General features: G+C 41.9%; 13 protein-coding genes. All 13 read right to left on the bottom strand.

What is annotated here, in order from left to right:
* Positions 1-15: 15 nt before the first annotated feature.
* Entirely contained in the window at positions 16-1353 is a 1338-nt protein-coding gene (locus tag E7303_RS12300; RefSeq protein ID WP_292145625.1) for an ABC transporter ATP-binding protein, read from the bottom strand.
* 12 nt (positions 1354-1365) lie between these two features.
* Positions 1366-2367 (bottom strand): ABC transporter permease, encoded by a 1002-nt coding sequence (locus E7303_RS12295; protein WP_292145623.1) that lies wholly within the window; start codon positions 2365-2367, stop codon positions 1366-1368.
* Positions 2364-2909 carry a dTDP-4-dehydrorhamnose 3,5-epimerase gene (gene rfbC / locus E7303_RS12290; protein ID WP_022774378.1) on the bottom strand — a complete coding sequence of 182 codons (546 nt, stop codon included), beginning with the start codon at positions 2907-2909 and terminating at the stop codon, positions 2364-2366. The genes E7303_RS12295 and rfbC overlap by 4 nt, the downstream gene beginning before the upstream one ends.
* Before the next feature lie 82 nt (positions 2910-2991).
* Positions 2992-3510 carry a hypothetical protein gene (locus E7303_RS12285; RefSeq protein ID WP_292145622.1) on the bottom strand — a complete coding sequence of 173 codons (519 nt, stop codon included), beginning with the start codon at positions 3508-3510 and terminating at the stop codon, positions 2992-2994.
* Between the two features lie 21 nt (positions 3511-3531).
* Positions 3532-4401 (bottom strand): glucose-1-phosphate thymidylyltransferase RfbA, encoded by an 870-nt coding sequence (gene rfbA, locus E7303_RS12280; RefSeq protein ID WP_292145621.1) that lies wholly within the window; start codon positions 4399-4401, stop codon positions 3532-3534.
* Between the two features lie 11 nt (positions 4402-4412).
* Positions 4413-5498, bottom strand: coding sequence for a dTDP-glucose 4,6-dehydratase (gene rfbB / locus E7303_RS12275; protein WP_103870246.1), 1086 nt, complete (start codon positions 5496-5498; stop codon positions 4413-4415).
* A 97-nt stretch (positions 5499-5595) separates the two neighbouring features.
* The gene (locus tag E7303_RS12270; RefSeq protein WP_292145619.1) at positions 5596-7068 is read right to left on the bottom strand and encodes a hypothetical protein; all 1473 of its coding nucleotides are present in this window, start codon (positions 7066-7068) and stop codon (positions 5596-5598) included.
* Between the two features lie 11 nt (positions 7069-7079).
* Positions 7080-9986 carry a GH25 family lysozyme gene (locus E7303_RS12265; RefSeq protein WP_292145618.1) on the bottom strand — a complete coding sequence of 969 codons (2907 nt, stop codon included), beginning with the start codon at positions 9984-9986 and terminating at the stop codon, positions 7080-7082.
* An 18-nt stretch (positions 9987-10004) separates the two neighbouring features.
* Entirely contained in the window at positions 10005-11720 is a 1716-nt protein-coding gene (locus tag E7303_RS12260) for an LIC_10190 family membrane protein (RefSeq protein WP_292145615.1), read from the bottom strand.
* A 102-nt stretch (positions 11721-11822) separates the two neighbouring features.
* Positions 11823-13469: a hypothetical protein gene (locus tag E7303_RS12255; RefSeq protein ID WP_292145614.1), complete on the bottom strand. Its 1647-nt coding sequence runs from the start codon at positions 13467-13469 to the stop codon at positions 11823-11825.
* A 4-nt stretch (positions 13470-13473) separates the two neighbouring features.
* Complete coding sequence (locus E7303_RS12250) at positions 13474-13818, bottom strand: multidrug ABC transporter (protein WP_292145612.1); 345 nt, start codon at positions 13816-13818, stop codon at positions 13474-13476.
* On the bottom strand, positions 13811-14182 hold the full coding sequence (locus tag E7303_RS12245) for a transporter (RefSeq protein WP_292145610.1): 372 nt from the start codon (positions 14180-14182) through the stop codon (positions 13811-13813). The genes E7303_RS12250 and E7303_RS12245 overlap by 8 nt, the downstream gene beginning before the upstream one ends.
* An 8-nt stretch (positions 14183-14190) precedes the next feature.
* On the bottom strand, positions 14191-14613 hold a 423-nt coding region (locus E7303_RS12240), incomplete at its 5' end, for a hypothetical protein (protein WP_292145609.1).

Here is a 14613-nt window from a genome sequence, read left to right as displayed (position 1 = left end):
CCTGTTTCATGTTCTTCAGTCGTTTTTTGCATCACTGACTTTACATATGCTGTTCATGTCATAGTATCCAACAGTGTTTTTATCGGAGACGACTGATACGTTAAGCACATCGTAAAGCCTGTGATAAACTGTAAAATCATTCTGTTCAAAACCTGTTACTCCAAAGCTGAGAAGGTAGTCCCCTCCCTGAAGTGACATATTCTGAGTAAAGGTAATATCTTTTACATCTCCTGCTTTTACAGGTTCCAAGAAGGCCTTCTCAACCATGGAATTGGTACCTGTAATCTCTATGCCCATAACGTTTTTAAAGGTCATGGCAAAAATAGGAGCTGAAACATTTCTGTTAAACTTAACTCTCATGTGAACAGTGAAATCTGTTCCCTTGATGATGGAGTTTGTGCGAACATCCTTGTTATCAGTGATGTAATACTCAGTAATAACTGCTGCGCCGTCGCCATACTCGAGGGCCTCAACATCTGAAACTGATTCCTTATCTTTTGACGTCTTTTTGTCGCCCTTGATCTTGGCGTCAGCTCTTTTGTCTGCTGAAGCGGCAGCTTCCCTGATGGACTCATCATCTAAAAGATTCTCCACATCACTTGACGGAAGCGGGTACTGTCCAACAAGAACCTGCTTGTAGATGTCGATCATCTTCTTGGGAGTTCCCTCACCAAGGAGAACACCCTGATTTAAAAGAACTGCTCTGTCACAGTATTTGCTGATACTTGAAAGGTCATGGGATACAAAAAGAATAGTCTTTCCTTTCTTTTTGAACTCCTCAAACTTGTGATAACACTTGGCCTGGAAGAATACGTCACCTACAGATAAAGCCTCATCGACAATAAGGATCTCAGGATCAATATTTATGGCAACTGCGAAGGCAAGACGCACGAACATACCGCTTGAATAGGTCTTAACAGGCTGATAAACATAGTCGCCTATATCAGCGAATTCAAGGATAGCGTCCATCCTCTTTTCAATCTCTTCCTCAGAAAAACCGATCATCATACCGTTGAGGTAGATATTATCGATTCCGTTGTACTCCATGTTAAAGCCTGCTCCCAGCTCCAAAAGAGCTGAAATATGGCCGTCTACGTTCACTTCTCCCTCTGTTGGAGAAAGAACTCCTGTGATTATCTTAAGGATAGTGGACTTTCCTGAACCATTTGTTCCAATGATTCCGACAGTCTCGCCTTTTTTGACAGAAAGGCTTACGTTGTTAAGCGCCCTGTGCTCCTTAAACGTGCCTTTTTTAGCAAGTCCAAGAGAGTCCTTAAGTCTGTCCATGGGCTTATCATAGAGCTTATATATTTTAGTCAGATTTTTGACTTCAATAGCAATGTCTTTATCCATACAAATCTCCGATTATAGAACGTCTGCAAAGTGCGGTTTAGAGCGCTTGAATATGAGGGATCCGATACAGAATACTGCAACTACAAAGATCCAAAAATAAGTTGATGAATAGAAATGCTCAAAGAACCAGGTATCGCCGTAAATGGCATTTCTGTAGCCTTCAACAATATAGGTCATAGGATTGAGCTTGAAGATCCACTTGTACTTGTCCGGTACAATATCCAAATTCCAGAGAATAGGTGTAGCCCACTGGAAAAGCTGAAGTCCTATGTTGATTATCTGCAAAAGATCTCTAAAGAACACCACAATTGCGCAGGTTGCATAGCTTATGGACAAAACCAGAATAAATTCGCAGCCCACATAGTAGATAAGCTGGAGCCAGTAAATACTTGGATAATAGCCGTATACGCAGGCAATGAATAAAAGCACGCAAATAAAGAACACGTGGATAAACATAGCTGCAATTATCTTGATAATAGGAAGGATACTGATCTTAAAAAGCACCTTTTTTACCAGATAGTTGTACTCAAGAAGTGATGTTGTTCCGTTGGTCAGTGCCTCTGAGAAAAAGAACCATGGCACAAGGCCCGCTGTAAGGAATAAAACATAAGGAACTTCAACACCGTCAGATACGGCCTGAGCTCTTGACTGGAAAACCCTGTCAAAAACGATGTAGTACATAACTACCGTTACTACAGGCTGGGCAAGAGCCCACACAATTCCCATGTAGGAACCGGCATATCTTTTCTTAAAGTCATTTATTGATAATCTCTTTATGAGCTTTCTTGAATTGTACAGTTCAACAGGCAAAACAAGAAGTCTGTCATACCAAAAGAAGACCAGAACACAGCTGACACCTATCAAGATACATCCACATATCTTTTTAAGCATCTCTGTGTGCGGGTCTGCAAGAGTGTTCGTGTGAAAAATAACTAAGAGCGCCAGTGAAAGCGCCAGTACGTAGAAAATCCCCAAGCCTGCGCGCTTGGGAAGTTTCTTAAGTCCCCTGATCAATACTCTTTAATTCCTTTCCACTTTGTATCCTTGTCTGAAAGGTCAATTTCTACGCCCTCAAGAAGTGGCCATTCTACTCCGATATCAGGATCGTTCCAGATAAGACCGCCCTCATCGTTTGGATGATAGAAATCAGAACATTTGTAAGCAAACTCTGCATAATCAGATAAAACGTAGAAACCATGAGCAAATCCCTTAGGAATAAAGAACTGTTTCTTGTTTTCTGCTGAAAGTCTTACGCCAAACCACTTTCCGAAAGTCTTGGAATCTCTTCTAAGGTCAACTGCTACGTCGAATACCTCGCCGTTGATGCATCTTACAAGCTTATCCTGTGGGAACTCCTTCTGAAAATGAAGGCCTCTAAGTACTCCCTTGTGGCTTGCTGACTGGTTGTCCTGAACGAACTCTACATCAATTCCAGCCTCTACGAAATCATTCTTATTGTAAGTCTCAACAAAATAGCCTCTTGAATCTCCAAAAACTGTAGGTGTTATAACCTTAAGTCCTTCGATCTCACATGTTTCTACTGTTATCTTACCCATTTTAAAACTATCTCCATTTTATAAATTTATTCTTTTATCCTGAACTGCTGCTTGCAATCAGATTAATTTCTTTTTACAAAAATCAGTTTCCAGGTACAGTTCCAACCGCAGTTCCCGGTGCCTGCCCTGCAGGAGGCGGAGTCTGTGGCATCTGCCCATTGTACTGAAAAAGGCTGCTGTCAAGTGTGGCCGGATCAACGCCCTGTCCGTTTGGATTAAGGAGTTCTCCAACAACAGCCATTCCTGTGCCTGACTGTTCATCCGGATTTCCAGAGCTGGATGCAGATGAACTTTCCGAAGAATCTTCAGACGAAGAAACCTTCTTTATGACAACAGCAGAAGAAACCTTCTCTGTCTCATCAAAGAAGTCCGGATCTGCCAAAAAGCCGTCCAGGTCATTGCCAATCTGCAGGCCATACTCAGATAAATCCCCGCTGTAATAGGAGGCAGCCACCTCAGAAGTATTCTCTTCCGCTGTAGTCTGTCCCCATCCAAAAAGTGCATTTATTTTTTCAGTGTTGGCGGCATACACTATAACAAGGACAAGGAAGATTGCGCTTATTATAGTCAGTATCGCCATTCTAAACACTCTTTTGTCCATACAAAGCCCCCTCGGCAGTGCTTATAGGCCCTCAGCAACCTCTTTAAGGTACTTACCGTAATCTGTCTTCATCAAAGGCTCAGCAAGCTTAAGAAGCTGCTCTTTGTCGATGAAGCCTCTCTTATAAGCAATCTCCTCGATGCAGGAAATGTAAAGTCCCTGTCTCTTCTGGAATGCGCAAACGAAGTCTGATGCATCAAGAAGTGAATCATGGTTACCTGTATCAAGCCATGCAAAGCCCCTGCCCATAGTCTCAACTCTGAGCTCGCCTCTTCTTAAGTACTCGTTGTTGATACTTGTGATCTCAATCTCTCCTCTTGCTGATGGCTTTACATTAGCTGCTATATCAACTACCTGGTTGTCATAGAAATAAAGACCAGGAACAGCATAATTGCTCTTTGGGTGTTCAGGCTTTTCTTCAATGCTGATAGCCTTGCCGTTTTCATCAAACTCTACAACGCCGTAAGCTCTTGGATCTCTTACATAGTAACCAAAGATAGTTGCGCCCTTATCTCTTGCTGCAACTTCTCTGAGGAGCTTTGAAAAGCTCTGACCGTAAAAGATATTATCTCCAAGAACAAGTGCTACTGAATCACTTCCAATGAACTTGGCACCGATGATAAATGCGTCAGCAAGTCCTCTTGGCTGATCCTGAACTGCGTACTCAAAGTGCATTCCAAGCTGTGATCCATCGCCAAAAAGCTCTTCGAACATAGGAAGGTCTCTTGGAGTTGAAATAATGAGAACTTCTCTAATGCCCGCAAGCATAAGTGTTGAAAGTGGGTAGTAGATCATTGGCTTGTCGTAAACAGGCATCATCTGCTTAGACATTGCACGTGTAAGTGGATAAAGCCTTGTTCCTGATCCACCAGCTAAAATTATACCTTTCATCTCAGTTCTCCTTACTTATTTTTATACATCTTTTCATAATACTTTTCGTAGTCACCGGATGTAACGTTAGCCATCCAGTCCATGTGCTCGAAGTACCACTTTATTGTCTTACGGATGCCTTCTTTGAACATTGTCTCAGGCTCCCAGCCAATTTCTGACTTGATCTTGTCAGGAGCGATAGCGTAACGTCTGTCATGTCCCTTACGATCTTCTACGTATTTGATAAGATCATATGAAAGGTGAGCCTTTCTTGGATCTGAATCATCAAGTTCATCCTTAAGAACATCAATAATAGTCTTAACGATCTCGATGTTCTGCTTCTCGTTGTGGCCACCAACGTTGTATGTCTCGAAGAGACGGCCCTTTTCCTGAACCATGTCGATTGCCTTAGCGTGATCCTCAACATAGAGCCAGTCACGAACGTTCTTACCATCACCGTATACAGGAAGTGTCTTGCCTGCAAGAGCGTTGTTGATGATAAGTGGAATGAGCTTTTCAGGGAACTGGTAAGGTCCGTAGTTATTGGAGCAGTTTGTGATGTTTGCAGGGAACTTATATGTATCCATATAAGCCTTTACAAGCATGTCTGAACTTGCCTTACTAGCTGAGTATGGGCTGTGTGGTGAATATGGTGTTGTCTCATAGAAGAAAGCTGTTGGGTCATCATCAAGTGAACCGTAAACTTCATCAGTTGAAACGTGAAGGAACTTCTTGCCCTCTTTGAATGTTCCGTCAGGAAGCTCCCAAGCCTTCTTGGCTGCGTTAAGCATTGTAGCTGTTCCCAAAACATTTGTCTGAACAAAAATCTCAGGGTTAACGATTGATCTGTCAACGTGGCTTTCAGCTGCGAAATGAACAACTCTGTCGATGTCATTCTCTTCAAAGATCTTGTTGATAGCATCTCTGTCGCAGATATCAGCCTTTACAAATGTGTAGTTATCTCTGTTCTCGATATCCTTGAGGTTTTCAAGGTTACCCGCATATGTAAGAGCATCAACGTTAATGATTCTGATCTCGTTATCATACTTTTTGAACATGTAGTGAATGTAGTTAGAGCCGATGAATCCGGCACCACCAGTTACTAAATAAGTTCTCATTTATTTTTCCTCGTTTTCCTTTTGTTCTTTTATTTACTTAGCTATGATAAGACGGATTGCTCCACTTCGTTCTCGCAATCCTACAAAAATATTCTCATCATAGGAGTATACCACAACTCATCAATAAGTAGAAGAGTCCCATAGAATAGCACATATACCTGGGCTGTGGGAATATCATAGAGCCCGTAACCACGCTGTTTATAAACACTCCTACGATAACAATGAATGCCATTAAAAGAATATCCTCTTTTTTCCTAAGGACTCCCATTCTGAACATCAAAGTCAGATACAAAATGTAAATTACCAAAGATGCTGTAATAAGAATCCCTGGGGATATGTTAGCCACTGATATGACAAATGCCTTGAGCAGATTTGCCTTGAATACATACAGGAAGGCTTTGGACTCTCCCTTAAATATTCCCGAAATATCTTTTTTCATAAGCTCTGTCAAAAGAACTTTCTCAACCGCGTCCTCTTTTAGCTGAGCTTCCACCTCATCAAGCTCCGGGAAATGCTCCGCCACATACTCTTCGCAGATGGGGAGCACAACGTCAAAGCCTATAACATCGTAGCAGTCCGCATAGTGGGATGCCATGGATACCCAGTCAGAGTTGGAAATCGTAGATTCATCACCAAGTTCATACCCTGATGGAGCAAAGTCAATTGTAAGCTCCCGCTCGATCAAAGTATCATAAATCCTGGTGTACAGCGCACTAAGCTTTGGATAATCCTCAGAACTATCATACTTTTCATACAAAACTGCATCCTCAGCCTTTGCAGTATAAAGAACTGTATCAAGAGCTCCCTTGCTGTTTCCTGTGTGCTCCACAAAATGCCCGCGAAGAACGTAGTTATAGCTCCTGTCTGCGACGCTGATGCAGACAACTGCAAGGATCACAAGGATACAGGTTTGCACAAATCTCCTGATATCTCTGGTTCTTTTCCACAAAAGATGCATGACAAAAGACACAAATCCCCAAACAAGAAGAGTTATGAGCATCTGCTTTCTGATGCTTGATATCAGGACGCACAGCAAGAACAATACAGTCACATTCAGCTTGTTGTAATCCTTAAGTGCCATAAAGAGCCTGATGTTAAAGAGCACAAACAGTGGCATTGCAAGAGACTCAGTCATTATACACTCTGAATACATAGAGCCTCTGGCCGCAACAAAGCGGTTCAAAACGCACACAGTAATCTGAAAAAAGACAGCAAGGAAACCAACAAGTCTTGCCTTGTTCTCATAGGTGTTGTCACCTGCCACCCTGTACATAAAAAAGCCAAGTCTTGCTGTAGCATAGACCCACAAAAGGCTCTGAATGATCACAGCGCAGAAAAGATATGAAGGCTGCCCGTACATCTGACCTGCAAAATCAAAAAACTCAAAAACTCTCCTGATGCCTAAGAGAAATAGAGGATACACAGGCTCCCTGGTGAAATCCATGCTCACGTAACTTGGTGAATCCACGCACCATACTGTCCCATCAAACACTGCAAATCCCAAGAAAAATGCCAATGGGAGGATCAGGTATAAAAATATCAATTTTCTATCATAAAAAATTTTTTTCATACGTCCGTTTGTTAATAGTAGATGTTCATATCTACGTTTCCGGAAATACCGGACACTTTTCCTTTTGAAGTGTACTGCCACATATTTACCTTGGAAGCTGAATATTCCATGGCTGACTTGTACTGGGCAAGCCAGATGTTGTAGCTGCTAAGCTGAGAAACATTCATCTTCTCAGTAAACCAGGTCTTATTGGAATAAACACCAACTGAGTAACCGGCATTTGCAATTGTTCCGCAGAAAGCCTTGATATTGGCTGTTCTCTGGTCATTACTGATTCCATCGCCACGGCCGTTACTCTTTTCAATATCCAGGTAAACCGGGTATGAAAGGCTGTAGCCCTTTATAAGGCTGATAACCATTGAAGCTTCCTCAACGGCCTCAACTTCATTAACTGCCTGTGAAAAGAAATATACACCGACCTTAAGTCCTGCATCCTGAGCACCTTTTATGTTGGACTTGAACTTGGAGTCCTCAATAAGTGCGCCCTCTGATGAACCTCTGTAACCACATCTGATGATAACAAAGTTCACACCTGAGTTCTTAACTGCGGCCCAGTCAATATTTCCGTTCCACTTGCTGACATCGATACCCATAACGTTGGATGAACCGGCAATAGCACCGTCGCTTCCAAAGGTGTACTTTGCCCCCTGAATAACCTGCTCACCGGTCACAGCAACGCCGTTTTTATCAAAATAGTAGGTCTTTCCATCGATAGTCTGCCATCCGGTGTACTTGTAAGAAGTTGCACCATTTCTAAGATAAAAGGCAGATTCAATATAGTAGTCACCATAGTCGGCCTCTATGTAGTTGCCTTCGCTGTCCTTGATGTAAACCTGTTTGCCGTCTTTAGTCTGGAGCTTTTCGGAATTGCTCTTTACAGTAACTGTCACCTTTGCCTCTGTATAGCCATCCGCTGTTACAGTGACTGTTGTCTCTCCGGCATCTTCACCCTTTATGGTTGTGCCATCAACAGAGACTTTTCCGGTGTCTGCAGAAGTTACCTTAAGTGATATATCAGAGTTTTTAGGCTCAATCTTAAAGGTCCTGCCCTTTACAAGAGTAACCTTTGTAATGCTGATAGGTGCAGTTTTATCTGCAGAAGAACTGCTGCCTGTGGTGCTTGAGCTACTGGAGCTTGACGAAGAACTGCTTGAGCTTGCGCTACTTGATGAGCTATCTTCCTTCTTAACAGTAACCTTTACAATTTCCTTCTGATAGCCATCGGCTGTGATGGTAATGTACTCAACACCCTCGCCAACAGCTGTGATTGTTCCATCATCAGAAACCTTTACAAGATCAGGATCAGATGAAGAATAATTAAACTCTGAAGGTCCATCAGTTATCTCTATCTTGGAGGTCTCGCCGATCTTCAGGGTAACATCGTAGGACTTTACCTTGAACTCTTTATCCTCTTCATCATTATCAGAATTCTCTTCAGATGTAGCTGCAAAAGCAAGGAACATGAATCTTCCAACACCGTTCATTGCACTGCTGGAAGGATCAACAATGTTGCTCTTATCCACAGCCTCGTAGGTATAGCTGCCATCTCCGCTGTCAGTTCCTTCTCCAACCGCAGTCTTGGTGCTTTCAACCCACTCAACTGTATCAGTAAGGGCTGACTCAACCTTGTCTGCTACGGCCGTGTCCTCTTTTGCCACGTTGACTTCAGATTCCTTCTTAACTTCGCCTGTAACGTCAACGGCCTTCATCTCCACTGTATTCTTAACAGTAACAGACTTGGAAGACGTATCCACCTTATACTTTGCATAGTCACCTGTAAGAGCATTTGGAGTAACTGTGTACTTTCCTGCCGTCAGGTCTTTTTTATAGATGATTCCGTCCTGATCGTGGTCGTCATAGGTTACGCTGCTGCCATCAGGATTTTTAACTGTTACTGTAAAAGGAGTGCTTGCAATAAGCTTTCCTGTCTTGGAATTGGTAAACTTTATCTTAATATCGCTCTTAATAGTGGTAACTGACATGGAAACATTGATCGTTGCGCTCTCATCCTCTTTCTCACTATTTTCCTCTTCCTCAGCTTCCTCGTCCGCAGAAATAAGCTGTGCCGCCTCAAGCTTTGCTCTCTGGGCATCTGCCACTGCAATAAGTCCGCTCTCACCCACGATCTCAGTCTCGCCGTAGTTCTCTCCCACACTGGCAAAAGAACTGATCTCATGATTTTTGTCCATGGCTTTTTTGTAGAAAACACCTGTAGCCACAGCTCCGGCAATCAGAACAACAAAAATCAATGCTGCGATTCTCTCAACAGCAGAAGACTCGGTGATGATTCTAAGAAAAGTTGGAAGCTCATTCTCATGCCAGTCATCATGGGCTCTGCCTCTTCCAGACTTCCTATCATCATAATCCCTATCACGGCGATTATCTCTTCTATCTTCTTCACGATATCTGCTACGCCTGGAATCAGCCACATAGTCATCATAGACATCGTCGTAGTCTTCATCATCCTCATCGTAGTCGTCGTGCTCATAGTTCCTACGGGCATCGATGTCTTCTACATTTCTGTAGTCCTCGTCGCCCTCGTAGAGCTCGTCATCTTCTTCGTAGGAATCATCATCCTCATAATCATCTTCGTAATAATCACGGTCGTCGTCATAGTCTCTGTCGTATTCGTCATCATCTATGCCGTCTGTCTCGCGCTCATATTCCTGATCATCCCTACGATCATCTGATCTGTAATCTTCATCTCTTTCGTACGCATCATCGGATTCATCATACTCACGATCATCCTCGTAGTAATCGTCATCCTCTACATCGCTGTAATCATCCTCATAGTCATCCTCAGGATAATCATCGTACTCATCATCGTACTGCTCTCTGTAATCTATATCCTCGTCATGGCGCCTTGTACGCGAACTCTTCCCAATGAGCCCCAATCCTCTTTTCGAACTTCTTCTCATACCTTAACTTTTCTCCCTTTAATCGCCATCGGTAACATCCTTTGGCTTAAATCCCTCTTTAATCGTACTTCCAATCAGTTCTGTCCTGTTCATCATATCGTGATAGCAGGTGTTTGGATAGTAGTTGTAACTGTTAACCTCTTCATCTGTAGAATTATACACCGTGACACCATCCATTTCACAGATATCCGTTTCCGCATCCTCAAACGGGATGGGCCAAAATATATATCCATCCTTTGTATAATCCTGCACAAACTCAATATCATCCCCAATATAATTGACTGTCCATGGTCCGAACAATACTGCCACTGCAAATACTATAGTCAAAAGCCTTATCTGCCACCTGTGAAACATCTCACCAAAGTAATCACCCAGAGCGCACATAGGCAGCAAAAGCAGATATGCAAGACCATACCTTATAAATGGAGCTGTCAAAAACCACAGAGCAACGCCTCCAAGAAGCGTTATGTAGAAAACTATCATATCATTTCTCAGCCTGTGACTTCTGTCAACCCTTCTTAGGAATATGAAAGTAACAAGACATATTCCAACAGCCTGTGAAAAGATAAGAAACTTACCATAAACCTGTTGGCCACCCCACCAGATGGGAAGCCACTCCGCAAGTGGAAGATCAAGTTTACTTATGTCATATAGAGCCCTTCCCCAGGCAGTTATCTGCTGCGAATCAACTTTTACATACTCAGCAGGTATTTTCCAGACCACGTCAAATAAATCTATTGCTGTAACAGGATATATCAGATACCCCGACAGAATCACGTTCCTAATCAAAAACGGAAGGAAGGATAAGAATCCAACCAAAACATATATTACAATCAGGTGAAACTTCTTTTGCCTGATCAAAAGAGCTAGCGGAACCACAGCAAGTAAAACAATAGCAGCTGCAGACAACTTCATGCTTACAGTAAAGATTGCAAAAACTGAAAGAATCCCGTACAGCGCAAGGTCTTCCGATTTATCTTTTTTCTCCTCTGCATGAACGATCCAGGCTGTAAAAATATACATCATCATGTAAATGGTGCCATAATCAGTGGCAGGGGACTGAAGGCCGTCCAATACAGTCACAGAGTACATGATAATGGCTATCCTGGCCATATCAGAGCCCTTCCAGCCGTGGCCTTTTGACCTTATAAGCCCGCTTACTGCGTAGCCTGTAAAAAGAACCATAAAAAATCCTGTCATGGTGTGTAGAGCCTGCGGCAAAATAAAGCTCATGGTAAACAATGCGCATAAAGCCAGATATGAACTATTATAAGCAAAATGAAGCTGGAAATTCCCCAGCCCCTTAAGGCATCCGTACTCCTCTAACAGGCGTATGGCCTGCGCGTGATAAATTCCTGTATCTGTATGGTATTGTCCTCGGGAAGAATAGAAAGACGCAGTAACAAAGATAATAGAACACAAGACAAATTTTAATCTGTTGTCATGAACAAGCTGATTCTTAAATATAGGCACTATTTCTTTTCTATATATGAAAAAGCTCGCTAAAAAGGCTATAAACATTATTCCATGACATAGCCCCCCAACCTTATAAAAAATGCTGAAATACTCAGCATATACAGTCATACTCACCAGTCCGGTCACTACAACGCCGGCAATACCAAGTGTCTCAAGAGACGGTATCGGAATCACTTTGGACAGCAATTTCAAAACAGCATATCCAAGGCAAAAGCTTACACAAAAGATGTAGCCCCAACTGATCATTGTTATTATCATTATTATTACTCCTCTTTTTCCAAATACCTCCACATAAAACAGTAATCCCCTCGAAAAACATTCTAGCATTTATAAATCACATCATCAACCAAGCCCCTTTTGTCACCTCTCCCACAGGGTGTAATCGTGGTCCAGAACATAGATGACAAATTTACCAACTTCTTCTGTATTCACAATTTCAGGCTCATAGGTTTCAAGAAATACATTAAAATCCTCAGTCATAGCCTCAGAGACTATATAGCAGGTTTCCCCCTCCTGGGATTTAACAGGCGGATACCAGGTAGTGTCAGAGAGCCACTTGCAGCCGGCCATTTCAGCCATGTTATTAACAGCTCTGACTTTGACAGTGTTGTTTCCCATAACAGTAATATAGTTGGCATAATCAAATGTTGTATAACCGTAAGTATAGCCATTCTCAGCCATCCAGTTATAGGCCTTATAGGCATATGTGTCATAGGAATAGTCATTAATCACAAGGTCACTATAGAATACAACAGCAGAAAAAGCACCATAGAAAGCCACAACGAAAAGAGATGCTGTAAGAATAATTCCTCTCAAAAGAGCAAAGTCCTGAAACTTTTCTTTTAACTGGTGGATCAAAAGAGAAAAGCCTGTAGCAACTGTAAACAAAAGCATAAGAAAATATCTCCCTGCCACATCTGCAGTAGTAAAGGTCTCAAGCAGCACACACAAAATAAATCCAAAAGGAAATACCAACATGCTCCAGTATCTGTAAGTCTTATCAGAGGAATCAAGCTTATAGTCTGACAGAGCAGCCCTATAATTCTGGAATATATCTTCATCAAACTTCTTACCTGCATATTTAACAAGCTTGAAAATGTAAATAACAAAGCCTGCAAGCGCTGCAGCAAGAACCAGGATGACTAAGACTGGCAACCTGTTGAAACTAAGTGTTGTTCCAATAACAGGACACACCTCACCTACAAATTTCTCAAAGGCATGTCTGATATTTCTGCTCGCTCCGAAGTTGGTGGTAGCAAATATCTTGGTACATCCAAAAGAAACAACAAATAAAATAGCAGTCCATATCAAAATGAAAGGATCACTCTGTTTCTTTTCCCTGATCCAGAAAACGAAACGCCTTAAAACCTCAACCACAACCAAGGGTATATAGCAGAAGAGGCAGGCATGCATTCCCTGTAATCCATTGAGAACAGCTATCAAAAGAGAAAGTGCCAAAGTCCACCAGCTTACCTTGTTATCTTTTAACCATTTGTTATAAAAAATAAGGATGATAAACAGCGTTATAGCATGACTTACATAGTATGAAGCGTACAAAAACAGCATTCTCTGAAACTCATCTGCAGCATTTGTAAAAGACAAGATGATCACAAGGCTCGTCAAAACCTGAGCCCAGGAAAAGCCTATCTGTCTGAAGTAGACAATCATAACCGCAAGAAGTAAAACCATCATTATGACACAGGCTATCCCTGCTGCAAGATTGGCATTCTGTGAGACAAGGGGATAAATAAATGCAGCAAGATTAGGTACGGATATGACCCTCACTGTAGTCGAAGCATACCAGGTTGATGGCTGAACAAAACCGTTGTCATATATCACTGTCCCCAAAAGAGTCTCTGACGCAATATCCGCTTCCATCCTGGCTGTGTAATGGAAAATATTTGCACTGATAAATACAAATAAAAGCGCAAGAACTACCACAGCCATTATGACTGTGATAATCCTTGCGATTATATTGTTTACCTCTAACTTTTGCTTCGCTTTCAATTTTTCACCCCAATGCGTAGAAAACAGCTATTCCGGCAATAATAAACAGCATTCCTAAAAGTTTTCTGTTCGTGATCTTTTCTCTAAAGAAAAATCTGGACATGAACATAACAATAATATAGCCCACAGGCTCCATTACTACTACCCCCATATATCCAAGTCCATCATAACAAAATATGGAAATGATCATGGATAAAACCAAGAGTCCATATCCGCCAATTACAAGTCCATTTAAATACTCTCTGATAAAAGAAGAATACTTACGTCCGGCACTCTGCTTAAGAAGCATCTGTGAAGTGGAGGCTATAAACTCAGATACTATCATCAGGAAAAAGTAAATGTTAATCATCTTCACCTTCCCCCTTCACTGCGCCTGTATTCATGATCATAACTCCGATTACTACCAATACTACACCCACAACCTTAAATGGAGTTATACCCTGACTAAAAATTATAAAATTCCAAAGCATCGACCACATAAGTGTCATCGCCTTGTTGGCATAGGCTACTGATAGCTGGAACCTTTTTATCATCTGCTGCCAGATAAGTGCGTAGGCTGCCAATATCACAAACTCAAGTCCAAAAAACAAAATGTATCCGGCTGATAAAAATTCATATTTTGAAGCCAGATTGGCTGCCACAGTAGACAGAGAATAAACAACTACTGCACTCTGGAGCAGCAAAATATCTGCTAAACCAATTCTCTTTTTCATAAAACCTCTCAATTACCGTAATCAGGATAGATGACTCTCACAAAGTGATCTGCCATGTAGGCATTACAGTCAGCATTCACGTGGACGTTGTCCAAAAGCCACGTTGAACTGTTGTCCTCATGAATCGTGCCATAGTAGTTATCTACAAAAGAAACTCCAGTTGCTCCGGAAACATCAATCATAAACTGCAGGTAAGTTGTAAGCTTACCATTTCCAAAATCATATCTGTCGCCGCTCACAAGCTGGCCTGACGAATCATAGGCATAGCACATAGGGAAAGACATACACACAATCCTTATGAAAGGATACTTCTCCTGGATAAGCTTAATACCTGCATTAAGCGCACCACTAAAGGTCACAGGATCGCTGTCATTGTCAGGATTCATACCAACTCTTAAGTTGAGATAATCCTGAGCGTTATAGAAAATAAC

The organism is Butyrivibrio sp. (genome assembly GCF_015056685.1).
Classification (GTDB): domain Bacteria; phylum Bacillota; class Clostridia; order Lachnospirales; family Lachnospiraceae; genus Butyrivibrio.
This window is presented reverse-complemented; position numbering and strand designations above follow the sequence as displayed.